Source organism: Nocardioides sp. (assembly GCF_035576065.1).
Lineage (GTDB): Bacteria > Actinomycetota > Actinomycetes > Propionibacteriales > Nocardioidaceae > Nocardioides.
Genome location: NZ_DATLWX010000045.1, coordinates 47,341 through 73,418 on the forward strand (window position 1 = coordinate 47,341; position 26,078 = coordinate 73,418).

At 68.9% G+C, this 26,078-nt stretch carries 18 protein-coding genes; 8 read left to right on the top strand and 10 right to left on the bottom strand.

What is annotated here, in order from left to right; all coding sequences use genetic code 11:
* Positions 1–13 precede the first annotated feature (13 nt).
* A complete protein-coding gene (locus VNJ48_RS20575) occupies positions 14–655 on the top strand; it encodes a hypothetical protein (RefSeq protein ID WP_325605630.1) in 642 nt (213 codons plus the stop codon).
* Entirely contained in the window at positions 656–1,870 is a 1,215-nt protein-coding gene (locus tag VNJ48_RS20580) for a hypothetical protein (RefSeq protein WP_325605632.1), read from the top strand. It abuts the gene before it with no gap.
* A gap of 34 nt (positions 1,871–1,904) precedes the next feature.
* Here the strand turns inward: VNJ48_RS20580 and VNJ48_RS20585 are convergent, their stop codons facing one another.
* From VNJ48_RS20585 to VNJ48_RS20600, 4 genes are all read right to left on the bottom strand, one after another.
* Positions 1,905–2,915 (bottom strand): SGNH/GDSL hydrolase family protein, encoded by a 1,011-nt coding sequence (locus tag VNJ48_RS20585; RefSeq protein WP_325605634.1) that lies wholly within the window; start codon positions 2,913–2,915, stop codon positions 1,905–1,907.
* A 121-nt stretch (positions 2,916–3,036) separates the two neighbouring features.
* Complete coding sequence (locus VNJ48_RS20590; RefSeq protein WP_325605636.1) at positions 3,037–3,798, bottom strand: 2-phosphosulfolactate phosphatase; 762 nt, start codon at positions 3,796–3,798, stop codon at positions 3,037–3,039.
* Between the two features lie 109 nt (positions 3,799–3,907).
* Complete coding sequence (locus VNJ48_RS20595) at positions 3,908–4,927, bottom strand: hypothetical protein (RefSeq protein WP_325605638.1); 1,020 nt, start codon at positions 4,925–4,927, stop codon at positions 3,908–3,910.
* A 184-nt stretch (positions 4,928–5,111) separates the two neighbouring features.
* On the bottom strand, positions 5,112–7,067 hold the full coding sequence (locus VNJ48_RS20600; RefSeq protein ID WP_325605640.1) for a M13 family metallopeptidase: 1,956 nt from the start codon (positions 7,065–7,067) through the stop codon (positions 5,112–5,114).
* 164 nt (positions 7,068–7,231) lie between these two features.
* On the opposite strand from VNJ48_RS20600, the gene VNJ48_RS20605 reads away from it, so the two are divergent.
* Complete coding sequence (locus VNJ48_RS20605) at positions 7,232–8,644, top strand: hypothetical protein (RefSeq protein ID WP_325605642.1); 1,413 nt, start codon at positions 7,232–7,234, stop codon at positions 8,642–8,644.
* Positions 8,645–8,757: 113 nt separating this feature from the next.
* Positions 8,758–10,194 (top strand): hypothetical protein, encoded by a 1,437-nt coding sequence (locus tag VNJ48_RS20610; protein ID WP_325605644.1) that lies wholly within the window; start codon positions 8,758–8,760, stop codon positions 10,192–10,194.
* Between the two features lie 9 nt (positions 10,195–10,203).
* Here VNJ48_RS20610 and VNJ48_RS20615 read toward each other — a convergent pair whose 3' ends face one another.
* Positions 10,204–11,175, bottom strand: a complete 972-nt coding sequence (locus tag VNJ48_RS20615) for an NADPH:quinone oxidoreductase family protein (protein ID WP_325605646.1) — start codon at positions 11,173–11,175, stop codon at positions 10,204–10,206.
* Between the two features lie 36 nt (positions 11,176–11,211).
* Positions 11,212–12,507, bottom strand: a complete 1,296-nt coding sequence (locus tag VNJ48_RS20620) for a M15 family metallopeptidase (RefSeq protein WP_325605648.1) — start codon at positions 12,505–12,507, stop codon at positions 11,212–11,214.
* Between the two features lie 99 nt (positions 12,508–12,606).
* Between VNJ48_RS20620 and VNJ48_RS20625 the strand changes: the two genes are divergently transcribed.
* Both VNJ48_RS20625 and VNJ48_RS20630 read left to right on the top strand, forming a co-directional pair.
* The gene (locus VNJ48_RS20625) at positions 12,607–14,427 is read left to right on the top strand and encodes a nucleoside-diphosphate sugar epimerase/dehydratase (RefSeq protein ID WP_325605649.1); all 1,821 of its coding nucleotides are present in this window, start codon (positions 12,607–12,609) and stop codon (positions 14,425–14,427) included.
* The gene (locus VNJ48_RS20630; RefSeq protein ID WP_325605651.1) at positions 14,420–15,568 is read left to right on the top strand and encodes a DegT/DnrJ/EryC1/StrS family aminotransferase; all 1,149 of its coding nucleotides are present in this window, start codon (positions 14,420–14,422) and stop codon (positions 15,566–15,568) included. The genes VNJ48_RS20625 and VNJ48_RS20630 overlap by 8 nt, the downstream gene beginning before the upstream one ends.
* A gap of 7 nt (positions 15,569–15,575) precedes the next feature.
* Here the strand turns inward: VNJ48_RS20630 and VNJ48_RS20635 are convergent, their stop codons facing one another.
* The 4 genes from VNJ48_RS20635 to VNJ48_RS20650 form a co-directional block, all read right to left on the bottom strand.
* Positions 15,576–16,838: a glycosyltransferase family 4 protein gene (locus VNJ48_RS20635; protein WP_325605653.1), complete on the bottom strand. Its 1,263-nt coding sequence runs from the start codon at positions 16,836–16,838 to the stop codon at positions 15,576–15,578.
* Positions 16,835–18,652 (bottom strand): hypothetical protein, encoded by a 1,818-nt coding sequence (locus VNJ48_RS20640; protein WP_325605655.1) that lies wholly within the window; start codon positions 18,650–18,652, stop codon positions 16,835–16,837. The genes VNJ48_RS20635 and VNJ48_RS20640 overlap by 4 nt, the downstream gene beginning before the upstream one ends.
* Before the next feature lie 158 nt (positions 18,653–18,810).
* Positions 18,811–21,885, bottom strand: a complete 3,075-nt coding sequence (locus tag VNJ48_RS20645; RefSeq protein ID WP_325605657.1) for a hypothetical protein — start codon at positions 21,883–21,885, stop codon at positions 18,811–18,813.
* 29 nt (positions 21,886–21,914) lie between these two features.
* A complete protein-coding gene (locus tag VNJ48_RS20650) occupies positions 21,915–23,108 on the bottom strand; it encodes a glycosyltransferase (RefSeq protein ID WP_325605659.1) in 1,194 nt (397 codons plus the stop codon).
* A 219-nt stretch (positions 23,109–23,327) separates the two neighbouring features.
* On the opposite strand from VNJ48_RS20650, the gene VNJ48_RS20655 reads away from it, so the two are divergent.
* Complete coding sequence (locus tag VNJ48_RS20655) at positions 23,328–24,716, top strand: hypothetical protein (RefSeq protein WP_325605661.1); 1,389 nt, start codon at positions 23,328–23,330, stop codon at positions 24,714–24,716.
* A gap of 95 nt (positions 24,717–24,811) precedes the next feature.
* Entirely contained in the window at positions 24,812–26,035 is a 1,224-nt protein-coding gene (locus VNJ48_RS20660) for a lipopolysaccharide biosynthesis protein (protein WP_325605663.1), read from the top strand.
* The last annotated feature ends 43 nt before the right edge of the window (positions 26,036–26,078 follow it).

A 26,078-nucleotide genomic window follows, 5' to 3' on the forward strand; every position in this document is an offset into this window, starting at 1 on the left:
AACGAGGGAGGCCATGACCATGCGCGCTCGTCTGTTGTTGATCCCGGCGGTGTTGTCCCTCCTCGGGGCACTGCTGCTGAACCCGGCGGACGCGGCGATCACGCCGTCGGTCCCCGTCACGATCTCGGGGGCCGGTTCCCAGTCCAGCGGCAGCCATCTCCTCGACGTCGACGCCAGCGGGCGTGCGATCGCCGTCTGGCTCGAGACGGTCGACGGAGTGGTCCAGCTGCGATCGGCGGAGCGCGTGGCCGGCGGCACCTGGTCGGTGCCGGTCGACCTCACCGCGGGGCCGCTTCCCGTGTCCGGGTTCGCCTTCGACCTCAACGAGGCGGGCGACGCTGCTGTGGTGTTCCGTCGCGCCGACAGCGGGGCCAGCCAGCACTGGCTGTGGGGGGTCTACCGGGACTCGGCGTCGCCCACGTGGGGCAGCGCGTCAGCGTTCGGTGGCCTCACCCACGGGCTCTCCCAGACCGGAGACTTCGGTGTCGCGGTCATGTCAGACGGCACCGCCGCCTCGGCGTACGAAGCACCGGACGCAGAGCCAGGCCCCCTGAGCACCACCTATCGCGCCTACGCCGGTCAGGGCAGCGCGAGCGGCTGGTCGGGCGATGTCCTCATCTCCAACACCGGGCACATCCCGGTCAACGGAGACTAGGTGCAGCGGCACGTCACGGCGATCTCGATCGCCGCGGACGGTGCCGGCGACGCCAGGGTCCTGATGCGGATGGAGGCTCGCTCCCCCAGCACGTTCGGGACGCGTCATCGGCTGATGCGGACCACCCGGACCACGACCACTGGCTGGACGCCCATCACCCCCACCACCTCGATCGCCGACGTTGACTATGCGGCACCCTCCGGTCCCCGGGTCGAAGGTGACCCCAGCGCCGCGGGCGGTTTCGTCGAACTCTGGTCGGAGATCACCGACGACGGCGTCGACGTCGTGGTGGCGAGCGTCGGCGGCGACCGGCAGACGTTCGAGGACTATGATGGCGACCCGGCCAGCAACGACGACATGTTCTCCGCGGAGATGAGCATGCGCAACGGGGTCGCGGCGATCAACACGATCTACAGCCGCCCGGTGGAGGTCGGTCAGGACAGCGTGGCCAGGGTCGGCACGGCGGTCTGGCGGACCGGTGTCGGCTGGAGCACGCTGATGGACCCGGTCGAGGATCCGCAGTACGGCGCCACCCGGCCGCGGCTCGCGGTGCACACCGACGGGACCGTCAGCCAGGTCTTCGACACGGGCACCGGCTTCTCGACCAACGTGCTCGTCAGCCAGCTGCCCCTCGGCACGTCGACCTGGACGGGCGACCGCAACCTGTCGGTCTATCCCGAGGCGCGAGCCGACTTCCGAGCCTCCGTCGCCGCCACGGCCGACGGAGCGGTCGTGATCTGGAGCCGCAACCAGTCCTCGAGATACACCGTCGAGGCCGTCTCCTTCACCGGTAGCGAGACTCCGTCACCGACGCCGACCACCCCCACGTCTACGACGAGCTCCCCGAGTCCGACCGTCCCGGGTCCGACCCCACCGACGACCACCGCGACGACCACGGCGCCGGTCGTGCCACCGGCACCGACCGTCGTACCCCCGTCCTCCACGAGCTTCGTCAAGGTGACGCCACCTTCCGTTGCCGGCAAGGCGCTGGTCGGGCGCACCCTGAAGGCCCATGCCGGAGCGTGGCAGCCGACCCCCACCAAGGTCACCTACCAGTGGCGGGCCGGCACCAAGAACATCAAGAAGGCCACCAAGCCCAAGCTCAGGCTCACCTCAGCCCTGAAGGGGAAGAAGATCAGCGTGCGGATCACGGTGTCCGGCCCCGGCCGTCCCAGTGTCACGGTGACCGTCGGCGTCAAGGGTCGCGTGCGCTGACGGGAGCGTCGGTACGCCGAGCTGACGCGGTCGGTCAGGACTGGCCGCGTTCGATGAACTCCTTGATGTCGATCCCGGCCTTGCGGGCGGCCTTGCGTGCCGCCGGCGTGGAGAGGTCAGGGATGACGAACTCCTCGGGCGTGATCGCGCGGTCGGCTTCGGCGTACTGGCTCTGGAGCTCCGCCTGGCTCTCGCCCGAGGCCGCCGACTCCGTCACCAGTGCTGCCGTCACGGCGACCGTGGCACCGGTCAGGACCGGGCTGACGGTCGGCGTGTAGCCGGACGCGTGGCCGCTGGCCTTGGGGTGGTAGCTCTCCGAGATCGGGCTCGACAGGCCGTTGATCCACTCGTCGTCGTCACAGACGGCGTGGCCCACGAAGCGGCTGGTCGGGTCGGCGAAGGAGAACCCGCGGGCGGTGGCCACGGCGGCCGTCCTTGCGTTGATCAGGTCGGCGGTCTGGTTGAGACGCGACTCCTCGGCGGGCGAGAACCAGGTGAAGGCGTTGCAGTCCTCGCCGTTGAAGATGCGGGGGTAGCCGACGACCACGACCTTCGCGGCCGGAGCCTTGGCACGGATGGACGCGTAGAGCGCGTCCAGCTGAGCAGGCAGGGTGTTGTTGATGAAGGACTGCGCCGTGTTGATCCGTGCGTCGCAGTTGCTCAACCACCACGGCTTGGCGCACTCGGTCAGCACGCTGGCGAAGCCGGCGTCGTTGCCGCCGACCGCGATCGTGACGTAGTTGGTGGCGGTGGTCAGCGCGCTGAGCTGGGTGTTGGTGACGTCGCTGATCCGAGCCCCGGAACACGCGCGGAAGTTCAACGCATAGCCGCGCGCCGACGCGATCAGGCTCGGGTAGGCCTGGGTGGATCGCTGGCACGTCGTGCCGTCGCTGATGTAGGAGCGGGTGCCGGTCCCGGACGCGTAGGAGTCGCCGAGCGCGACGTACGACGGAGGGGCGGCCTGGGCGGGCGCGTGCGCCAGCAGCGGCAGGAGAAGTGCGACGAAGACGCTGATGAGGAGCGGGAGACGGGAACGACGAGCCATGCGAACGACCTCCGAGATGTGAACCGTCACCCGAGTGTGACTGCCCTCACAGTAGGGACACCGGGCCCCCGCGACCAGACCCTGACGCGGGCGAGTGTGCGCGGACGACCGGCGGCTCCGATCAGGCGGGGACGAAGGCCTCGCCGCGCAGCACCGGCACGACCTGACTGGCGTCGAGCTGCCCTGCGACCTCGACGTCGGCACCGAAGCCGCCGGTGACCAGCTCGACCCCACTGGCGCAGGCCGCCAGCTCGGCAGCGAGATCAGGGCGTACGGCGCGGAAGGACTGCGCGGCCACGCGCGCCTCCGGGCTGAGCCCCGTCACGCCGAGGTCCACGAGGCCCGCGATCACGGCGCCCGCTCCCCACAGGTCCTCGACCGCGGGGCGCAGCGAGCCGTCCGGCCACCGCTCCCCGGCCGGGATCACCGCACAGGTGGCCCCGCCCAAGATCTGCGGGGCCAGCCAGCGGGCCACTGCGGCGGCGTTGCGCAGACAGGCGCCCACCACTTCGGCGCCTGTGTCGGCCAGCGAGAAGGCGATGCTCGAGCCGTTCGGGCTCGGCAGGACGAGCCGCTCGACCCCCTGCACCGACGCCACGCTGACCGGCGAGAGCGAGACGTGTCGGGCATCAGCGCGCGTCATGGCCTCGAAGCGGCCCACGGCGAGGGTGGCCCGGTGCCGCAGGGCGTGCTCGGCTGCGCGCGAGTCCTTCCAGGCGAAGGGGAAGACCTCGATGCCGCGCTCGACGGCGACGCTGAGTGTCGTGGTGAAGGACAGGACGTCGACCACCACGGCCAGCCGCGCTGCGATCGCCTCGGCGCCCATGGGTCCCCACTCGCAGCGGACTCTTCTGGATGACTGGTCGTGGCCGGGCATGAGCATCGGGCCATCCAACTACACGGCCGTCCTGGCCCGCGCGGGCTCGCGCTACCGAACAGTCCGGGGGTCCGGACGACCGTCTCACCCCGCGACTGTTCGGCAGGACGACCCGTCAGGTCGAGTGCCACTCCCGCCACGTCGCGTCGTGCTCCCGTTCCACGAGCAACGCCTCTGTGTCCACGCCCGCGGGCAACAGTCGCCAACCGCGCTTCTCCGGTGGAGCGAACCGTGAGCGGGCGCGTACGGCGTCCAGCCGGCGCGCCAGGGCAGCGACATCTCGCGCCTGGCTGCCCGTGACGCGGGCGACCTCGATCCCGACGCTCCGTAGTGCTTCGTCCTTGACGATGTCCCACGACTGCTGGCCCGCCCACCGGTGATCTGCCCCGTCCACCTCGATGCCGGTGCCCGACTCGACGTCGAAGAGGTCAACCTCGCCGATGCGGGTGCCGTCCAAGGTCACCACCACGCGGTTCACCTCCAACCGCGAGTACGACGCCGCCTCCTCGGCGATCGTGCGGACACGCACCTCGAGCGGCGAGCGAACGCCGCCGCGGGTCCGGGCCAGTGCCCACTCCGCGACGTCCCGACGTCGGGCCGACCGGTGGCCGCCAGCAAATGCGCGCAGCCTTGCCAACGACGTGATCTCACCGGCCAGGGCGGACTCGGCGACGACCACGGCCTCCTCGGGCGAGCACCGACGCATCTGGTCGAAGACGGCACGCTCGGGCCGGGTGCATCGCACTCCGTAGCGCTGCCACACCTCCCAGTCGGGCAGGCGCGCACAGGACACGACCACGCCCTCATGCCCACGCACTCCACCACGCGGTCCGACCGCCAGCTCGACGGGCATCGAGGTCCGACGGTCGGGCGCCCTCCCGTCGAACCACGCTGCGCCTGCCAGCAGGCACGCAGCCCACCCCGTGACGGCTCCGCCCGTCGGCATACGCGCGGCCTCCTCGATGATGCGTTGTTGAGGAAGACCGGAATCGGTGGCAGCAGGGACGTGGAGCCCTGAGCCGGTCCGTCGCCAATGCGGTCCGCGGGCCTGGTCAGGGGTGAGGCCATCGCCGACCCGGCGCGGATGCACCACGCTCACGTGGGGCGCGCGTGCGTCCCATGGGTGCCTGGCCATCTGCCGATGGTGGCCCGGCGGTCGGCGTACCGCCTCCGACCCTCCACAGGCAGCGCCCGCTACCGAACAGTCCGGGGCTCTGTGGACGTCTTTGACCCCGCGACTGTTCGGTGGCGCGGCCGGGACGGAGCCGATGGTGCCGATGCAGCCGGAGGCCGGACGAGCCCTGCCCCGCGACCCGGAGTCACCAGATGCGGACGCGCTCCTGCGGGTCGAGCCACAGGTCGTCGTCGGACGCTGTCTCGAAGGCCTCGTGGAACTCGTCGAGGTTGCGGACGATGTTGGCGCGGAACTCCGGCGGCGAGTGCGGGTCGACGGTGAGGAACTGGAGGTCCTGCTCCTTGCGCCGCTTGGTGCGCCAGCAGTAGGCCCAGTTCATGAAGAGGGCCTGACGGTCCTCGACCGAGGCTTCTCCGCCCTGCGCGATCACGAACGCCTTGTGCCCGATCGTCAGCCCGCCGAGGTCGCCGATGTTCTCGCCGACCGTCAGGGCGCCGTTGACCTTCTCCCCCGGCAGGTTGCGGGGCTCGAAGGCGTCGTACTGCTCGATCAGGGCCTTGCTCTTGACCTCGAACGCGGCCTTGTCGTCGGCAGTCCACCAGTCGTTGAGGTTGCCGGCGCCGTCGTACTGCGCCCCCTGGTCGTCGAAGCCGTGGCCGATCTCGTGGCCGATGACGGCACCGATGCCGCCGTAGTTCTCCGCCTCCGACGCGTCGGGGCTGAAGAAGGGCCGCTGCAGGATGCCCGCGGGGAAGCAGATCTCGTTGGTGCCGGGGTTGTAGTAGGCGTTGACGGTCTGCGGCAGCATGAACCACTCGTCGCGGTCGACGGGCGAGCCGATCTTGCCGAGCTCACGGTCGGTCTCGAAGGCCGACACCGCGGCGACGTTGCCCATGAGGTCGCCGGGGCGCAGCTGGAGCTTGGAGTAGTCGCGGAACTTGTCCGGGTAGCCGATCTTGGGTCGGAAGGTGTCGAGCTTCTCGTAGGCGCGCTGCTTGGTCTCCTCGGTCATCCAGTCGAGGGCCTCGATCGAGACGCGGTAGGCCTCGAGCAGGTTCGCGACGAGGTCGTCCATCATCGCCTTGGACTGCGGCGGGAAGTGTCGGGCGACGTATTCCTTGCCGACGGCCTCGCCGAGCGCGCCCTCGACCAGGGAGACGCCACGCTTCCAGCGCTCGCGCAGCTCGGGGGTGCCGTTGAGGGTGCGGCCGTAGAAGTCGAAGTTGGTCTCGACGAACTCGTTGGGCAGGTACGCCGCAGAGCTGCGCAGCACATGGCTGAGCAACCACGCCTTCCAGTCCTCGATGTCGACCTCGGCCAGCACGGTGGAGAGGTGGGCGAGGTAGGACGGCTGGCGCACGCAGGACTCGGCGATGGTCTCGGTGCTGCCGCCGAGGTTGGTGACGTAGACGTCCCAGTCGAAGTTCGGCGCGAGCGCCTTCAGCTCCTCGAGCGTGGTCAAGTTGTAGGTCTTCTGGACGTCGCGGGTCTCGGCGCGCTCCCAGTGCCCGGCCGCGAGCCGGGTGTCGATGTCGAGGACGGTCCGGGCGGCCGTAGCGGCATCTGCGTGCCCCCCGAGCTCGAGGAGACGGGTGAGGTAGACGACATACTTCTCGCGCGTCTCGGCGAACTTCTCGTCGCGGTAGTAGCTCTCGTCGGGCAGCCCGAGGCCGCCCTGGGTGATGTGGAAGAGATAGCGATCCGAGTTGCGGTCGTCGGTGTCGACGTACGACCCGAAGAGCCCCGCGCCGCCGATCCGCTCGAATTCCCCGAGGAAGGCCGCGAGGTCGCGGATGTCGCGCAGGCCCGCGACCGCCCTGACCAGCTGCTGGATCGGTCGGGTGCCCTTCTTGTCGATCGTCTGCTCGTCCATGAAGGAGGCGAAGAGGTCGCCGATCTTGCGCGCCTCCTCGGGAGTGATCCCGTCGAGGTCGTCGGACGGGTTGTCGGCAAGCTCGGTGATGATGTCGCGGACCTGCGCCTCGGCCGCGTCCGCCAGCTCCACGAACGGTCCCCAGCTCGACCGGTCGTTGGGGATCTCGGTCTCGTCGAGCCAGCGGCCGTTGACGTGGCCGAAGAGGTCGTCCTGCGGACGAATGTCAGGGTTCATGCCCGATCGGGCGTCATCCAGGATGCTCACACCATCGACCCTAACCGGACTCCGCAACGCCCGAGCGGCGAGGCGACATCTCAGCGGTCGCCGCTGCTCCGCCGTGAGCGGGCTAGACCGGGTCTTTACCTGCGCGGCCAAGGTGGGCAGAGTCGAGGCGGCTGCCTCGCCCGGGGGGCCGAGGGGAGACCACCATGCGAGTCCGTCGAGTCCTGAGCTTCCTGGCACTGACACCCCTGGTCCTAGTGGGTCTCAACGCCACCTCGGGTGGCGCTGTGGCGCCGCCAGACGTCGACGGCCGGGTCGGCTTCGGATCCTGGAGTCCTCTCACGTCGAGCGCGTCGCCCAACTTCGCTGAGGCCAGCGTGGCCAGGACTGCCGACGGTGTCCTCCACGCGGTGTGGCTCGTCGACAACGCTGACCGCACCCACAACTACGAGCACACGACGATCTCGCGGTCCGGGGTCCAAGGACCCGTCACGCGGGTCCTCGCGACCAACTGGTCCCAGCTCAGCACGCCGGTCGACCTCGGCGTCAACCCGGACGGGAGCCTGCGACTGGCGTTCACCGGAACCATCGACGGCGACACCTCCAACTTCTTCACCTACAAGGGCGTCTACACAGCCGTGTCCGCCGATGGTGGCGCCACCTGGGTCGTGCCGCGCGAGGTGCTGGCCCCGAGCATCAGCAGCGGCGGCGTCACCCTCGCCTACACCCCTGACGGCAACACGATCACCGGGTTCGGCGACACGGGGGGCTTCCACTGGCACGTCGGTTCGGTCCCAGAGGCCGCCGTGCCGACAGCGACCAACCAGGAGTTCACCGACCACGACGCCGTCGCCCCGTCGCTGGTCAGGAGCGGCGCTGCGGTCTATGTCGTCTACCAGAGCTTCAGGGGCGGCGGGGTCTTCGCCCGCCAGGTCTGGCCGACGCTCGGCGCAGCGGTGCGGGCGCCGGGGAGCAACAACGACGCGGGCGGGACGATGGCGGTGGTCGACCGTGCAGGAGTCGGCCCCGTGGCGGCGTACACCTCCGACTCGCGGGTCGTGCTCTGGGACATCGTGGACAACCGCACCTATCGGGTCCGAGGGATGGACGGCGCGACCAACGTGGCCCTGGCCGCCACGACCGACGAGCACCTCTGGGTGGCTGCGCAGGGACCGATCGGCTACCAACCGCGAGCGTCGCGGGTCGCCGTGGACGGATGGGCCACGGACCGCAGGCCGGCACGGCTCGACGACCTGTACAACACCTTCGGGATCGCGCTCGGCACCTCGAACCCGTTGCGCGCCGAGCTGCTGGTGACCGGCAACGACTCCGGGGACGCGTCGCGGATCCACGCTCAGTCGGTGCGGGCCCAGCTCACGTTGAGGGCAGCTCCGCGCCGCTGGGGCGCCGGCGAGGATCGTCGCGTCGTCTTCCGGGTCACCGACGTCGACGGCGCCCTGGCCGGCGCCAGGGTCCGTGCCGCGGGCGCGACCTGCCGCACCACCGCCTCCGGTCGGTGCACCATCCGGTTCGCACCGCGTCGACCGGGCCGGATCGTCGCGAGGGCGACGAAGTCCGGCTACGACCATGACGAGGCGACGCTGCGCGTGACCCGCTGAGCCCGCGGCCGCTGGCTCCACTGGTCTGGACCACGCTTTACACTCCGTGACGATCCGTAGACGCTGGGGCGGATGCCCTCGTGGTCGCGAGGGACCAACGAGGGGGAACGTCCGTGCGCGCTGTCCGATCTGCTGCCCTGCTGAGTGCCGTCCTGCTGCCGGCCGCACTTCTCGCCGCCCCGACAGTTGGCGCCCCGGTCCCGGGCGCGCCCGCCGAGCCGCACGCCCGCGCGGACGACTCGGGGTGGGTCAAGCTCAGCACCAAGGAGATCACGAACCTCGCGGAGAGCGACCTGCTGCGGACCTCCGACGGCATGCTCCACGTGGTCTACCCACAGAAGTCGGGCGTCAACGGGGAGTACGAGCACACGGCAGTCAGCACGACCGGCGCTGTCGTCTCCCGCAGCACCGCCGTGAGCAACTGGGGCGCCCTGACCAGCGACCCCATCCTGCTGCCCACTCCCGGCGGCGGCATGCAGATCGTCTTCGGTGGCCTGCAGGACACCAACGTCGCCAACCCCTACTCCGCAGGCCACCTCTACCGCGCCGTCAGCGATGGCAGCGGCGCCGTGTGGACGGTGAACAGCGAGGCACTCGTCAAGAGCGGCTACGGCTACGCCAGCTACGGCACCGGCGCGACGCTCCTGCCCGACGGCACCCCGATCCAGGGCTATCCCCTCAACTCCACCTTCACCTGGCGGGTCGGCACCACCCCGCTGCCGACCAACGAAGCCACGCCCCCCGACCAGTCGTTCACCATTGCCGGCGGCACCCTGCTCAACGCCACGCTCGCGCAGTCGGGCGGCAACGTGTGGGCTGCGTGGTACGACCTCGACAACGAAGGGGTGTTCGTCCGCCAGATCCACCCGGCGCTCGGCCCGGTCGTGAAGGTCCCCGGTCAGACGTCGGACGCCATCATCCCCGACCAGGCGATCCCGATGGTCGTGCGCCCCGACGGCAGCATCGTCGTGGCCTATTGCATCGGCTACCCGACCTGCAACTCGGTCGGAGTCTGGCAGCTCGGCAGCACCACGGTGCACAAGGTGCCCGGAAGCAAGGGTGCCGACTCGATCACCATGGACACCGGACCGAGCGGTCGTCTCTGGGTGGCCTGGGCCGTCGGGGAGAAGATCCGCGCCACCCGCAGCTCCCCCACCGGCTTCTCCTTCGGTGCCCTGCGCACCTCCGACACTCCCGACAGCTACTACCCGATCTACCAGCTCAAGGTCGAGGCGTCGCGTAGCGAGGCGTCGCTCGTCGCCAACGACAGTGCGGGCATCTACCACCGTCAGCTGCAGCCCGGTCTCACCCTCGAGGCCGACCCGAAGAAGTGGGACGGTGACAAGAGCAAGACCGTGACGTTCCGCGTCACCGACGCGGACCAACCGCTGTCGGGGGTCAAGGTCGCCGGCGGTGGCGAGAAGTGCACCACCAACGCCAAGGGCAAGTGCGAGATCATCTACTCGGCCCGCAAGCCCGGCAAGATCAAGGTGAAGGCGACCGAGTCCGGCTTCTCACCCGCCGTGGTCAAGCTGAAGGTCAAGCCCTGACCGCAGGGCTCACGCCCTGACGCGCACGACCGACTTGCCGAGCGTCTTGCGCTCGGCCATGTCGACCAGCGCCTGGCCGAAGCCGTCCATCTCGTACGTCGCACCGATGGGCGGCTTCACCACGCCGCTCTCGATCATGGGCACGAGCTCACGCCACTGCTGCTGCATGAAGTCGGCGCGGGTCATCGCGTAGGCACCCCAGCCGACGCCGCGGACGTCGATGTTGTTCAGCAGCAGGCGGTTGACCTTGACCTCGGGGATCCCCTGACCGCCCGCGAAGCCGACCACGAGCAGCCGGCCCTGCTCGGCGAGGCTGCGCAGGGAGTCGGTGAAGAGATCGCCACCGACGACGTCGAGGACGATGTCCACTCCGCGGCCGCCGGTGAGCTGCTTGACCGCGTCCTTGAAGCCGTCCACCAGCACTGCCTCGTCGGCGCCTGCTGCGCGCGCAACCTGGGCCTTCTCCTCGGTGCTGACGACGGCGATGGTGCGTGCGGCGTACCCCTTGGCGACCTGGATCGTCGCGGTGCCGACGCCGCCGGCGGCACCGTGGACCAGGACCGTGTTGCCGGCCGTGATGCCGCCGCGGTCCTTGAGCGCGAACTGCGCGGTGAGGTAGTTCATGGGCAGGGCGGCGCCCTCGTCGAAGGACAGGGCGTCGGGCAGCGGGAAGGTCCAGGCCCGCGGTGACGCGACCCGCTCGGCGGCGTTGCCCCAGCCCGAGACACCGGCGACTCGCTGCCCCGGCACGAAGTCGCTGCTGCCGGGGTCGAGCACCACACCGGCGAAGTCGACGCCGACGTTGAACGGCATCTCCGGCTTCATCTGGTATTCGCCCTTGCTGAGCAGCAGGTCGGGGAACGAGACCCCCACGCTGTGCACCTCCACCAGCACGTCGTCGGGACCGGGGGAGGGCTCCGGGACGTCGTTGACCTTCAGGCCGGTCGGTCCGTCGGGGGCTTCCACTTGTACGGCGCGCATGGTGGGCAGGCTACTTCCTCGATAGCGGCCGCGACCTCACTCCGGGTCGACGATCGCATTCATCTCGAAGTGCATGGGGTCGGTGTAGCCCCAGTCGCCGCCCCAGGCGAAGCCCCAGTCCTTGAAGATGTCGACCACAGCGCGGTTCATCTCACCGACGGTCCCGCGCTGGTTGCCCGGCACGTTGAGGTCGAGGGCGATGCCGAAGGAGTGCAGGGACAGCTGCTGGGTGTTGGCGATGTAGCGCGGGTAGTAGCAGCCGGCGTACTCACCCGGGTTGATCTCTCCGGCAAGACCGGTGCTCTCGATCTCGCGGAGCGCCGCGATGAGCTGCGGGAAGATCACCTTGTGGCAGGTGACGTTGCCCAGGATCGGCACCTGCTGGGTCCGGATGTTCGCCGCGACCCACGGCTGCTCGGGCGCGATCCGCCCACCGCCGAGGACCGTGTAGCGGAACGTGCCGACCGCCTCGGCCACCGAGCCGCCGGTCAGCACCGCGGTCTGCTGGGCACCGGGGTCCAGGTCTGGCCCGAGGATGGAGACGGCCGCGTCGTCGCCGACGATCTCCTGGAGGTCCTCCATCACGAAGCGCGGTGAGTTGATGCCGGTGTTGATCAGCATCGCGTTGTCCTCCGGGATGCCGAGCTCCTCGCCCCACTTCTCGTTGACGACCGCGTCGATCTGCGGCACCTGCGGGGCATAGGCACCCACGTGCACGCGCGGCGCGTCCCCGTCGTTGCCGAGCTTGACGAAGCCCTCGCCGTCCTGAAGCCGCTTGCCGAGGGTCGGGTCGAGGGACAGCTCCCCGCCGGCGACGCGGTCCCACTGCTCCTGCAGCTCGGCCGACTGGATGACCGTGAAGTTGCGGTATGCCGACGGGTCGACCGCACCGATGTTGATGACCGTGTTTTCGATGCCGACGTTGCCCAGGGAGAGGACGAGGGAGCGCTTCACGGACCCCAGGGCGTTGATGCGCTCGATGACCTCCGGATCGAGCGCGTCCTGGTCCTTGATCATCAGGTCCGCCAGCACCAGCGCCCCCTTCCGGGGACCGGGCGGGTCGACGGCGTGCTCCTGGTCCGCGACGGGGGCCGGGTCGCTCGTGACCTCGCTCGCAGTCTGTCCGGGCTTGCCGCCCTTCGGCGGAGACGAGGAGCCCGAGGCGGACGGTGAGGCGGACGGCTGCTCAGTGCCCGTTTCGGAGCCGGCCGGGTTCGCGTCCGGGTCGGCGCCACCACAGGCGCCTGCAAGCAGCAACGTCGCGACGGCGAGCCAGCAGGACCGGGCCGCGCGCACGCGGCGTACGCGCTTCCACCCTCCCTCCCCATGCATCACTCCAGCGTAGGCGGTGCTGCCACGTCGCGAGTTCCTGCCCGTACGTGCGCCGCAGTAGAGTGCGAACGCTGTCGCATCAACGGGGAAGGACCGTCAATGGCCGCCGCTACGCCTGGAGGACGCTCTCCCGGCGACCGATCGATCGGAGCCGGCCGGCCGGGGCAACCTCCCCGGTGGCTGCGCGACAACGCGCTCGCCCGCCGCGGCACGTTGGCCCTGTGGGATGCCTTCTGCTGGACCAGCGCGACCGCCGTCGTCCTCGGCGTCCGACTCGACTTCACCGTCAGCGACATCCAGTGGCGCTCGACCCTGCGCTACCTGGTCGTCTCGACCTTGGTGCTGGTGGCGTTCGGCTACCTCACCAAGTTCTACCGTGGTCGCTTCCGGGTCGGCTCCTTCGACGAGGTCACCGGTCTGGCGGCTCAGTTCTCGATCGTCGGCGTCGCGACGGCCCTCTTCTTCACCCTGGCCGACCCCACCCTGCCGCGCAGCATCCCGGTCCTGGTGCCCCCGATCGCCCTGGTCTCCGCGGCAGCGGGTCGCTGGCTGTTCCGCACCTATCGCGACCGCAACGCGCCCCGTGACGACGGATCGGTCAAGAGCGCCCTGGTGTACGGCGCCGGCGACGCCGGCAACCAGCTGGTGGCTCTGCTGCGCGCCGAGCGCAACCCGGAATACCGCGTCGTCGGGCTCATCGACGACAACGCGGCGAAGCGGCACCTTCGCCTGCACGGCGTCCCGGTGGTGGGTGATCGCTCGACGTGGGTCGCAGCCGCCAACGAGCTCGACGCCGACACCGTCATCCTGGCCATCACCTCGGCATCAGGAGAGCTCGTCGGGAAGCTTCAGGACGAGGCAGACCAGGCGGGCCTGGAGCTCCTCACGCTGCCCCCGATCTCGGAGCTGATCGGCGGCAGGGTCGACCTGGGCAGCATCCGCCAGGTCGACATCACCGACGTGCTGGGCCGGCACCCGATCGACACCGATCTCGGGGACATCGCCGACTACCTGTCGGGTCGCCGGGTCCTGATCACCGGAGCCGGTGGCTCGATCGGCGCCGAGCTGGCGCGCCAGGTGCACCGCTTCGGCCCGTCCACGCTCGTGCTCCTCGACCGTGACGAGTCGGCGCTCCACTCGGTCCAGCTGTCGATCCACGGGCACGGCCTGCTCGACGGCGAGGACACCGTGCTCAACGACATCCGCGACGCCGAGGCTCTCGACCTGGTCTTCGCCCAGCACCAGCCGGAGATCGTCTTCCACGCGGCGGCCTTGAAGCATCTCCCGCTGCTGGAACGCTTCCCGGACGAGGGGTGGAAGACCAACGTCGAGGGCACGCGCAACGTCCTCGAGGTCGCGCACCGTCACGGCGTCGAACACCTCGTCAACATCTCCACCGACAAGGCCGCCGACGCGACGAGCGTGCTCGGCTTCACCAAGCGCCTCGCCGAGCAGGTGACGGCGTGGTACGCCGAGACCACGGGTCACCGCTACATCAGCGTGCGCTTCGGCAACGTCCTGGGCTCGCGGGGCTCGATGCTCCACACGTTCAACACCCAGATCGAGCAGGGCGGGCCGATCACGGTCACCCACCCCGACGTCACCCGCTACTTCATGACGATCCCGGAGGCCTGCGAGCTCGTCATCCAGGCGGGGGCGATCGGGCTCCCTGGAGACGTGCTGGTGCTCGACATGGGCACCCCGGTCAAGATCCTCGACGTCGCCCGCCGGATGATCACGACGTCCGGCAAGCGGATCGACATCACCTTCACCGGCCTGCGCGAGGGCGAGAAGCTCCACGAGGTGCTGTTCTCCGACCACGAGCGCCCGGAGCCGACCAAGCACCCCATGGTGCGGTCGGTCTCGGTTCCCTCCGTCGACCCGGTCACGCTGCCCGAGCTGCGGAGCGCGCGTGACTGAACGCATCTACATGTCCTCCCCCGATGTGGGCCAGGCTGAGGAGGACGCCCTCGTCCGGGCGATCCGCTCCGGCTGGGTGGCTCCGCTGGGGCCGGAGGTCGACGGGTTCGAGGCCGAGCTTGCGGCGTACGCCGAACGCGGACACGGCGTCGCACTCTCGTCCGGCACCGGTGCGCTGCACCTGGCGCTGCTGTCGATGGGCGTGCAGCCCGGGTCGGTGGTGGTCACGTCCTCGATGACCTTCGCTGCCACCACCAACGCCATCACCTACTGCGGGGCCACTCCGGTCTTCGTCGACTCCGACGAGTCGGGGAATGTCGACCCGGGCCTGCTCGAGCATGCCGTCGCCGACCAGCTCGACCAGGGCGCCCACGTGAGTGCGATCGTGCCGGTCGACCTCCTCGGCAAGGTCGCCGACCACGCCGCGCTCGGCAAGGTCGCCGCGGCGCACGACGTCCCGCTCATCGTGGACGCCGCCGAGTCGCTCGGTGGCACCCGGGACGGGCGGCCGGCCGGCTCGGCCGGCGAGTGCTCGATCGTCTCGTTCAACGGCAACAAGATCATGACCACGTCCGGAGGCGGAGCCCTCCTGACCGACGATGGCGACCACGCCCAGCGGATCCGCTACCTCGCGACGCAGGCTCGTCAACCCGCACCGCACTACGAGCACACCGAGGTCGGCTACAACTACCGCATGTCCAACCTGCTGGCCGCCCTCGGCCGCGCCCAGCTGGCTCGGATGCCCGAGATGATCGAGCGTCGCCGCGAGTGGCGCCGCCGCTATCGCGACCTGTTCGCCGACGTGCCCGGGGTGGAGCTGTTCGGCGCCCCCGACGGCGTCGACGACCCGATCAACCACGACAACTTCTGGCTGACCTCGATCCTGGTCGACCGCGACGCGGCGGGCTGGTCGACCGAGGGCCTCCGGCTCCATCTCGAAGGGCACCAGATCGAGTCGCGGCCCTTGTGGAAGCCGATGCACCTCCAGCCCGTCTTCGCCCACCTGCCAGCCTACACCAACGGCACCAGCGAGCGGCTCTTCCGCACCGGGTTGTCGCTGCCGAGCGGGTCGGCGCTGTCGGAGGGGCAGTTCGACCGGGTGTTGGACGCCCTCGGCTCATTCCAGCGCCCACGGGGCTGACTGCCCGTCAGGCGGAGCTGGAGTGCTCGACGCCCACGCCCGGGAGTGATGTCCCGGGGAACAGGATCTCGTGGTAGTCCCGGGCCAAGCGCTCGTAGCTACGATGCTCCAGCAGCCAGGTGCGCCCACGCGCACCGATGGCGGCCCGCTCCTCCGGAGGCATGGCGGCATAGCGTCGGAGCTCGGCAACGACGGCGTCGGTGTCCCCGGCCGGCACGAAGGAACCGCAGTCGGCCTCGTTGATCATGGAGTGATGCCCGCTGAAGGACGCCAGGATCGGACGACCCGACATCATGTAGTCGATGAGCTTGTTGAGGGACTGCCCGAACTCCCACACCTTGGACGGATAGGTGGAGAGGTAGAGCAGGTCACACGTGTCGAGCTCGGCCGCGACCCGGTCCTTGGGCACCTTGGGCACGAACGAGACGGAGCCGACGTCGGCGTACTGCTCCTTGAACGACGCGAGCAGCGGCCCGTCGCCGATCACGACGAAGCGGATGCCGGGCTCGTCCCGCAGGGACCTCGCCGCCTCCAGGAAGGACTCGAGCGCGTTGGTGATCCCGACGGTGCCGGCGTAGCCGACGACCATCGGGCCGCCCGCGGACCGCGCCGCCGGGGGCTCGGGCGCGGGCTCGTCCGGGATCGCACGACCGGAGAAGCCCATGGGGATGCAGTGGACCTCACGTTCCTCGCCCAGCACCTCGCGGACGTGTTTGCCCAGGGCAGGCATCGTGCCGACGATGACGTCCGCGCGCCGATAGCCCAACCGCTCGACCATCCCGAGAGCCCGGACCAGCGGGTTGGCGGGCGTGAACCCGCCTTCCTCCACCAGGGTGAGGGGCCAGATGTCGCGGACCTCGAACACCAGCCTCGTGCGGTGGCGCCGCTTGAGCACGAGACCGTTGACCACGGTCAGGAGTGACAGGCTGGACACGATCACTGCGTCGGGCGCGGGCAGCTTCGAGGTGTCGAGGCGCGAGAGGCGCCACTCGAAGTGCAGCCAGCTCACGATGCGCTGCCAGGACTTGGCGGTCGCCGCCTTGAAGGTGCGCAGCCAGTGGACGCTGAGGCCGTCGCGTTGCTGGACCAGGACCGGTTCGGTCAGGGTCGGGGTCTCGGCGAGGTGGTTGGCGTCCGACGTCACGATGACGCACGTGTGACCCAGGGCCGCGAGCTCGCGCATGAGCTCATAGCCACGCCCGCCGACCGACTCACCTTGGGGAGGTGCGACGTACTTGGAGACGTACCAGATGGTCTTGGAGCTGCTCATCCCTGGTGGAGTCGCGGGATGGCGTTCACAGTCCTGATGACGCTTGCGTAGTCGAGGCCGACGGCGTCGAGGTACCACTTGATGTTGGGGTAGCGCGGCTGGTTCTCGGCCTTCACCAACGACAACGCTTCGGAGCGCGTCATCTGGCCTTCACGGATCTGGTTGCTGCGGAAGGTGTCGTGCTCGGTGAAGCCTGCGACGGTGTAGTAGACGTAGTTGTAGAACGCTGCCGTCCCGTCGCCGATACGCCACGTGGTGGGGGTGTCGGTCGCGCGCTCCCAGTCGTACTGGTCGAGCGTCTCGTCGATCTGCGCCTCGTCCCAGCGCCAGTAGTCGAAGACGTGGAAGTAGTCGGTCTTCTCGCGGAAGCTGCGGTGGTATTCGCCGGACAGCGTGTCCCACAGTGAGCTGTTGAAGTATCCGGGGCTCTGGGCCATGGCGCGCATCCGGAGGGACTGGTAGCGCAGCTGCTTCATGGCGCCGTGGCTGTAGACGCGCTCTTCCTCGAAGTCGGGCGGCACTCCGAGGAAACCCGCCTTGAAGTGAGTGACTTCGAGGGGGTTGATCCCCCAGAGGTTGAGACCGATGCCGGTCTGGGTCTTCATGGTCTCAACGTGCTTGAAGAAGTGCTTGTCGCCTGCGGTGAGGATGCTCATCATCCCGAGGTGCGGGGACTTCAGCCAGGCGGTGAGGTTCTTGCGGATGTTCTCGCGCTTCTTGCGGATGTCGGCGGCGACGATGATGTTCTCGACGCCGAGCTCCGCGGACATGCGGCTGATGTTGCGTCGGCCGAGATCGGTGACCATGCCCCAGTCATAGGTGTAGGTGACCGGCTTCATCTTCAGCTCGTTGACGATCAGGTGCAGGCCGTAGCAGGAGTCACGGCCACCCGAGAAGGGCACCAGGCAGTCGTTGCCCTCGGCCCGGCGATAGGGCTCGACCAGGTCGAAGAGCTCTTCCTTGGGCCGCGGGATGTTGCGGGGCTTGTAGTGGAGGCAGTAGTTGCAGACGCCATCTCCGTCGAAGCGGATGTAGGGCATCGTCTCCGGCAGGATGCAGCGGGTGCACCGGCGCAGCTCGGGCTCGGGGAAGGCCAGCAGGTCGGCCTCCTCGCTCAGCACACCGAGCGCGGGCACGAGGTCGTGACGGTCGTGCTTCCACTCGCGCACGGAGACCTCGTCCTGCACGACGGGGATGTCGAGCAGCACCGCGGAGCGCACCTCGACGATGTCCTCGGCACCGATCTGGGCCAGCGGGAAACGCTCGGAGGCGAAGACCTGACCGGCGGGGGTCGTGCCCAGGTACAGGCTGCCGTTGTTGGAGAACAGCACCAGCTTGCCCAGCTTCGGGAGGCCGATGACGCACGCGACGACCCCCTTGCACTGCGCGAGCACCTCGGCGACGGCGGCCTCGGGGTCGTCGCCCTCGGCCAGGCGGTGAGCCATCAGGGCGGCGATGATCTCGGTGTCGATGGCTTGGCGGCGATCGAGCGGAAGGGTCTTCCAGACGTCGTCGTCGTTCACCACGATGCCGTTGTGGACGACGTACACGTCATCGCGAACGACCGGCTGGTTGTCGGCGAACCCGTTGGTGATCAGGCGGCTGTGACCGAAGAAGACCCGGCTCGACGCGACATCGGTGCGCTTCAGCAGCTTGGTGATCGCGAAGTCGGCTCGGTAGAGCGCGTAGCCCCCGGCACCGTGGACCATGAGCCCACTGGAGTCCCGACCTCGTTGCTCGGCGTGGTGCACGAGGACCCCGATGTCGTCCTTGGCCAACCCGGATTCCCCAACGAATCCGAAGATTCCACACATCGTCGATACTCCCTCTCAGCGTGCGGCCCGTGGCACGCTTCAGCATCCCCCGGGCCCAATGTCTGCGCCATGGTAGGCCGTCGGAGCATGGATGTCTGCTTCGTCGTGACCAGCGAGCGGCGAGCCCCGGGCGAGCTCAGGGCGAGCTGACGGCGAGCTCAGCGCTTCTTGCCAGCGAGCCGTGTCAGTTCTGCCGAGTATGCCCAGGCAGCGTTCTGCAGCTCCCACGGGGAAGACACGCGGATGTGGCGACGCGCGACCGCGCTCGGTAGGTCGAGCTCCACACCCGCCCGCCGCAGCTCGTATCCGACGAACGGGTACAGCTTGCCCTCCCGCACCAGCGACGCCGCCGAGGATCGCAGGTGGAGGCGTGTCACTGGATCCAGCATCGGGGCCGCAGCCAGGGCACTCATGGCGTCGATCGAACGGAAGGAGATCCACGCCTCGATGCGGTCACCGTCGTAGGCGGGCTTGTTGTCCGAGACGTCGTCCGCCTCGGTCCAGCCGTCGTACGCCTGTCCCCACCAATAGTCCCAGGAACCGGTGTGCGGGAGGCGACCATCGGGCGCGACGTGGCGAAGGAAGTGCGCCACGATCCCCTGCGCAGTCGCCTCAGCTCGCTCGTTGGTTCCTGACCTCAGCAACGCGTAGGCCCACTCGTTCTGATGGTTGTACGGCACGTTCAAGCCGTCGAAGGAGAACGCGCTGCCCTGGGGCCATCTGAGGTAGGGGACACCCGACGGCAACCAGTGTGGCTCCTGCCCCTCGCGGGCCAGGACCTCGATGTGGTCGGTGAGCCGGGTGACTGCAGCGCGCAGCTCCCTGTGGCCCGGAAGCCCCGCCGGATCGCGCAGCTCGTCGGTGTAGCGCTCCATCAGCAGGAGCAACCGCGACGTCTGGACCGCGAAGAGTGCTCGGCTCCGATCCACGGTGAAGGCGCGCGTCTCATAGCGGCCGGACCGCCAGTGCCGGTCCGCCATCACCAGCTCCTGGTCGAGACGCGCCCGCATCTGCTCAAGAAGCGACGAGAACATCCGCCAGTCCTGCTTGTCGCCTCCGGCGAGCAGGAGAAAGTCCAGGAATCCGTTCAGGTAGTAGATCTGTGACCAAGCGACACGACCCTCGACGTTGTCGGTCCCGTATTCAAGCCACCCGGAGTTGGCTCGCTGGAGATCGAACCGCAACATGGCGGCCAGCCCCCGCGGAGTGTCAGCGACCTTGATGCGGACGTTCCCGTCGACGACGCCTAGGCCGAACGGCACCCCTCCACCGCCGCCGAGCCGCGGAAGCCGCACGCCTTCCGGCCCATGCAGCTCGAACGGGGCCGACACGCCCAACTCTCGCTTCTGCAGGCACAGGACCACTGGTCCTCGAGGCAGTGCGACCGCCTCCAACACACGCAGGCAGTTGGGGACTCGCGACGAGGTCATCGACCCGTCCTCGTTCACGGTGGCACTGAGCGTCCCGCCGATGAGGTGCAGCTGGTCCTTGGCCGCGACGAGAGACAGGGCTGGGATCATCTCGTACGTGAGACCGGCTGGGTCCTCCAGCGTGGGCAGCGCCACCGGCTCGCCCTGCCTGACGTAACCGCCCGGTCGGCGCCGGTAGCGGGCGAGATAGTTCGTCAGGCTCGGGTTGTCGTAGTAGACGACATGGAGAGCGCCGCGATGGAACGCGGCCGCACGCAACATCGGGGCGCTGCCCGGTGACGACCTGATCGTCAGCCTGCCCCGCCTTCGGCCACTCTCGTCGAGAGTCACCACGGTGAGGTCGTTGCGAGGATGGCCCCGCGTGATGAGGACCCCGCCTGCTCCGTCGTCGATCGCCTCGAGGATGAGCCCGTCCTCGGCCACGCGACGCGCCGGCGACCACGGCAGCCTCAGGCTGGACCGCTCGCCATCGAACGACACTCCGCTCCTCGTCGCCCCCGAACCGATGCGGACCAAGGGGACGGTGCTGCCCGGAAGCCGAGCGGGGGCTGCGCCGGATGGCCGTGGCGAGCGGAGCTTGTCCAGGCCCGGGCCGGTCGACTCCTTGCTCCTGCACGACATCAGGCCGCGCCACAGATAGGCCTCGTACTCGTTGACGACCAGCGGTGCTTCATCTGGGGTTCCCGCGGGATACCTCGAGAAGCCGGACTCACCCGCGCGGTAGTTGTCGACGACCTTCGTCAGCTTGTCCGTCAGCGGGGCGAGCCGCGGCTCGGAGCAGCTCAGGTGGAGGGCCATCCCGATGTCGTAGAGACGGGCTCCCCGGTCGATGTCGGTCTGGAAGTCCGGCCAGCCACGAGGGGTGCCCGTCTCGTCGAAGAAGTCGCGGAGATGGCTGACGACCGCGGGTAGGTCCACGTCGGGCGACAGCCGGCCCCGCTCGCGCACGTAGGTGCGCAGCCCTTCCACGATGTAGCCGGCGTGCGCGAGGTCGTTGGTGACGTCTTCCTGGATGGAGTATCGCCAGTACCACGACTTCGAGGGACTGATCTGGTGGTGACGCACCAGCGAGGCGACGGTGGCATCCGCAGTGGATCGCAACCGGGCCGCCAGCGCGGGGTCGTCGGCATACTTCGCGAACCGCTGCATCTGGCCAGCGAGGTAGGCCGCCGAGTTGAACGTGTCGTACGGCTGATCCGGCGATTCCAAGGAGTAGGCGATCAGGCCGTCCGGGGTCTTCGGCGCCTGGGCGAAGCCGTCCAAGGCCGACGACACCGTGGCGATGATCTCCTGCCCGGGAGCGTCCGGGTCCGTCTCCATCCAGGTCAGCAAGGCGTCAGCGACGATCCCGGTCGAGATCGAGTAGACGGTGTTTGCCGGATTCACCGACTCGTCGCCATACGCGTCCCACGCGACCGGCACGCCCCAGCCCGTCGCGCCCTGCGCATCCAGCTCGGCGTTGTCCAGGAGCCAGCGGCCTGCCGACGTCCCGAGGTCGGGCAGATCTGACTCGATCCCGTGTCGCCCGCGCTCGATCTCGGCCAGGAGGATCATCGCGTAGGCCTTCGGGATGTGCTCCTCGGTGTTGCCGGGGTAGTCAGTCACTCCCCGGCCGGGGAACGCCGGATCGAAGCGCGCGTGGAGGACGTCCACCAGACGGGACGGAGAGTCGGAAGGACTGACCGGCACCCGGCTGGAGGGGGGTGCGTCCGTGACGAAGACCGCGACGAGCACCGTGATGAGCACCGCGACGACCGCGCCCGCAGTGAGCATGACATGTGACTTACGGCCGATCTTGCTCACGCGCACCTCGTCCCATGGCCGGCTGGCGCCTAGTCCTGGCGGAGGTCGACCTCATGAGGCATGACCCCACGAGGAGGCGCGCTCGGACCGACGACCCCAGTGATGGCCTGGACCCAGGACGCCACTTCCTCGTCCCACGACGGAAGTCCACCCCACGCCTGCTTGAACACCGTGACCCGGCTCCGGTCGATGGTCTCCAGGACGGTGCTGAGCTCGGTCTCGGGGTCAGACAGGATCCAGCCCTCAGCGAGCTCGCCCATGAGGCGTCTGGCTTCCACCAGGTCGGTGCACAGCGCGGGAATCCCGGCGGCAAGCGATTCGAGAAGCTTGTTGGGCGAGGACAGCTGGTCGGAGAGGTCCTGGTGGATCTCGATCAGGCACAGGCCGACGTCAGCCTCACGAACGTTGGACACGATCCGGTCGTGGGGCACCGGGGGCAGCCAATGGATGTTGGGACTGCGCTGCCCAGCCTTGACGATGTCGTCCTTGTACGGCCCGTCGCCCAGGAACACCAGATGATGGGGCGACCCGTGGAACGCCTTGAGGATGAGCGGGATGTTTCGCCCGACGACCAGGTGGCCGGTGTGGATGAACAGCAGCGGGTCCGGGCCGACACCGAGGCGCTCTCGCAGACCCTCGTGGCTGTCCACCATCACTGGTGTGTTGCCCACGACGACCGGGCGCGACATGCCATATCGGTGCTCGTACCACTCGGCGATCGGCTCGTTGACCACAGACACCACAGCGCAACGCCCGATCAGCAGCGCCTCGATCCGCTGGGCGATCTTCTTCTTCATGCCGAACATGGAGATCGTCTCGGTCTCCAGCTCGTGCGCGTTGTAGATGAGCTTGCTGCCGGTCCGCTTGCTCAGGACCCAGCACAGCGGAAGGACCCACACGCTATGAGCGGCGATGAGCGAGACCGGCTCGCGGCCGTATCGTCCCAGGACTCGGCTGTACCAGACCGCCACGCGCAGGACTCGCCCGAGCGTGCCGCCGGAGAACTTGCGCGCCGGAAGTCGTACCACCAGGAGTCCTGCCCCGAGGTCCTCCTCCGCGGGCTCGAGCCCAGTGCCGACACCCACCAGGTGGGTCGCGGAGAACACGCCGCTGTCCTGCGCGGCACGTCCGATCTTGCCCATACGACTGGCGTTCTCCAGTGACGAGGGGTAGATCTGGAGGTACAGGCCGTTGCCCCTCCGGGCTCGAACTGATCTCGGCAACGGTCCTCCATGGCTGCAGTGGGTCTCGCACGCGAAACGCTCGCCCCCAAGGGGCGATGTCGGCGCACAAGGGTGCGGGCGATGCTACCGGCCAGAGCGCGCTGGGCCGTATTCACCTCAGCCCGACGGTCGAGATGGAGGTGGGCTGCCGATATGACAGCATGACTGCGTCAAGGGTGTCGTGGTGACACAGACCCTCAGCGGAGGTGGGAGCGCGGGATGACCATGTCTGGACGCGTCGCGACGCCGACGCACCAGCCACGCTCGTCCCGGCAGTTCTCGGTCCATGAGGCCGTCCACGTCCCCGCCGTCTGCGTCTCTGTTCTCGTCTACGCAACCGTGCTCCAGCTGGCCTACCGCTATCAGGTCTCGCCGTACTTCGCCGAACAGGGTCTGACCTACCGCACACCCGACATCGCCCGCTACGCGCTGGCGCTCGTCCTGGTGGGTGCGGTCGCCGTCGCGCTGCCGAGACGTTGCCGCCGGGCATCGGACTTCCTGCAGTGGATGCCATTCGTGATCGCCGGCGCACCCAGCATCCTGCTGGCGCAATACATGGACGCCGTGTCACCCGCGGAGGCGACGCGGTTGGCCTTGGCTGTCTTCGCCAGCCTGATGCTGTGTCGGGCACTGACGGTGGGGGGACTCAGTCTCGGCCAGCTCAGACCCCGGCCGAGTCGCCATGTGTGGGCAGCCATGGCCGTGGTGGTCGGGCTCGTCTACCTGAACACGCTGCTCCTTGCCGGTGTGCCCGACCTGTTGATCTCCGGAGACGTCTACGCCGTCAGGGCCGAGTTCGGCCTCGCGATCGAGGGCAGCCTGGTGGCTCGCCTGCTTCCGAGCGTCTACAACGTCGTCAACCCGGTCCTGATGGCGCGTGGCCTCTTTGCTCGCAAGTTCATGCCGTTCGCGGTCGGCGCAGGCGGCCAGCTGCTGATCTTCATGTGGGAGGGCCAGAAGAGCGTGCTGCTGTCTGTGCCCGCTGTGGTGGGGACCTACCTCCTCCTCCGGAGACGGACGGTCTGGGGCTACCAGATGATGCTGCTCGCCTCCTTCCTCACGGTCGGCTCGCTGCTCCTGGACTGGCTCAGCAACTCCTACTCGTTCACCACCTTGTTCATCCGTCGGTTCCTGGTGATCCCCGGAGCCCTGACGGTCGCCTACGTCATGGTCTTCAAGCCACGGGAGAAGACGCACTTCTCCGAGCTGGGCCTGGGGAACAACAATCCCTATGAGGCCCTTGACCCGGCGTTCATCGTCGGCCGCGAGTTCGTCCGCGATGCGACCACGCACGCAAACGTGAACATCTGGGGGCACGGCTACCTGAGCTTCGGCTACCTGGGGATGCTCATCGTCGCCATCATGTATGCGGTGGTCCTGCTGGCACTGGACGCAAGCTCTGACGGTCTGCCGCCCGCCGTGGTGGGCGTGGTGTGCGTCGGGATGGCGATCGTGATCTCCAGTGCCAACATCTTCACCTCCATCCTGACTCACGGCATCTGGTCGCTGATCCTCGTCCTCTTCCTGCTTCCTCGAACGGGCTGGGGTCCCGGCCCGGACGGGCAGACGGGTCCCGGCACGCAGGTCGTGTCCGAGCGTGACCAGTGAGTCCGGAGAACCCTCCGCGAAGCGAGACGACCCGACGCTGGCCTCGCCTGCCACCACGCGACCGTGGCGGATTCCTGGCGGGGGTCAGCGCCCTGATGGCTGGCACCGCTCTCGCGCAGGTCATCCCGATCGCGGCGGCACCCCTGCTCACCCGGATGTACACGCCGAGCGAGTTCGGGTTGTTGGCCCTGTTCACCTCGCTCAGCGCCGTGTTCGGGGTGGTGGCGTGCGGGCGATACGACTTGGCCGTCGTCCTGCCGGAGAAGGCTGCTGACGCGGCTGCTCTGGTCGTCCTGTGCGCGGCGATCACGCTCGGCTTCTCGATCAGCCTTCTCGTCTGCGCGTTGGCCTTCTCCGATCACGTGGCCGAGGCGCTGGGCAACCCGGACCTGGCGCCATGGTTGCCGTTGGTGGCCCCGGTCGTCCTCCTGACCGGGGTCTTCAGTGCGCTCGGCTACCTGGCGACGCGCTCGGCGCAGTTTCCGCTGCTGGCCCGCGCACGGGTCGTCCAGGCGCTCACCGGCAACGGGTCCCAGCTGGCCCTCGGGCAGGCACTGCCAGGACCTTCGGGGCTCATCCTCGGCAATGCCCTGTCGAGCACGGTCGCCATCGGTGGTCTCGTCCGCAGCGCGCGACGCGATGGCGCCTTGCGCTGGCCGGAGCCGGGCCGCCTTCGACGGGTGGCGGCGAGATACTCGGACTTCCCGAAGTTCTCCATCGCATCTGCGCTCGCACAAACCGCGAGCCTGCTGCTGGTGGGTGTGTTCCTCACCCGTTTCTACTCCGCCGAGACATTGGGGCAGTACTCCCTGGTGACCCGGATCCTGGCCATCCCGCTGGCGCTGATCGGCGGGGCGGTGGCGCAGGTGTTCTTCCAACGCGCCAGCGCATCGGTCCGAGCATCAGGCGGCATGCTGCCGCTCTTCAAGCAGACGCTGCTGAGCCTGTCCGCGATCTCCGCGGTCTTCAGCGTCGCCTTCTTCTTCCTGCTTCCCGGCGTCTTCGGGGTGGCCTTCGGGGACCAGTGGCGTGAGGCCGGGGACTTGGCGAGGTACCTCATCCCGGGCTTCGCGGTGCAGTTCGTGGTGGCGCCGCTGACCATGAGCAACCTGGCCAACGACAAGGTGCGGCTCGGGCTCGCCGGTGATCTCGTGGGGCTGTGCACGATGATGACGGCCCTGGTGGTCGCGGCACAGATGGATGCGTCGGCAGCTCACGCGCTGCTCAGCATGTCGGTGGCCCAGGCGCTGTTCTACGCCGCTTTCCTCGTGGTGATCTACCGGCACGTGCGCGCCGGTGCACACTCAGTGCCGGCGTGACACTGCCCGAGCCGACGACCCTGGGCCTACAGATCGAGGGGCC

Excerpts from the sequence above, each read along its gene's own strand:
- VNJ48_RS20585 (WP_325605634.1), bottom strand. The coding sequence starts at position 2,915 with ATGGCTCGTCGTTCCCGTCTCCCGCTCCTCATCAGCGTCTTCGTCGCA.
- VNJ48_RS20575 (WP_325605630.1), top strand. The coding sequence starts at position 14 with ATGACCATGCGCGCTCGTCTGTTGTTGATCCCGGCGGTGTTGTCCCTC.
- VNJ48_RS20615 (WP_325605646.1), bottom strand. The coding sequence starts at position 11,175 with ATGCGCGCCGTACAAGTGGAAGCCCCCGACGGACCGACCGGCCTGAAG.
- VNJ48_RS20620 (WP_325605648.1), bottom strand. The coding sequence starts at position 12,507 with ATGCATGGGGAGGGAGGGTGGAAGCGCGTACGCCGCGTGCGCGCGGCC.
- VNJ48_RS20635 (WP_325605653.1), bottom strand. The coding sequence starts at position 16,838 with ATGAGCAGCTCCAAGACCATCTGGTACGTCTCCAAGTACGTCGCACCT.
- VNJ48_RS20640 (WP_325605655.1), bottom strand. The coding sequence starts at position 18,652 with ATGTGTGGAATCTTCGGATTCGTTGGGGAATCCGGGTTGGCCAAGGAC.
- VNJ48_RS20655 (WP_325605661.1), top strand. The coding sequence starts at position 23,328 with ATGACCATGTCTGGACGCGTCGCGACGCCGACGCACCAGCCACGCTCG.
- VNJ48_RS20590 (WP_325605636.1), bottom strand. The coding sequence starts at position 3,798 with ATGCTCATGCCCGGCCACGACCAGTCATCCAGAAGAGTCCGCTGCGAG.
- VNJ48_RS20625 (WP_325605649.1), top strand. The coding sequence starts at position 12,607 with ATGGCCGCCGCTACGCCTGGAGGACGCTCTCCCGGCGACCGATCGATC.
- VNJ48_RS20605 (WP_325605642.1), top strand. The coding sequence starts at position 7,232 with ATGCGAGTCCGTCGAGTCCTGAGCTTCCTGGCACTGACACCCCTGGTC.
- VNJ48_RS20660 (WP_325605663.1), top strand. The coding sequence starts at position 24,812 with ATGGCTGGCACCGCTCTCGCGCAGGTCATCCCGATCGCGGCGGCACCC.
- VNJ48_RS20595 (WP_325605638.1), bottom strand. The coding sequence starts at position 4,927 with ATGGCCAGGCACCCATGGGACGCACGCGCGCCCCACGTGAGCGTGGTG.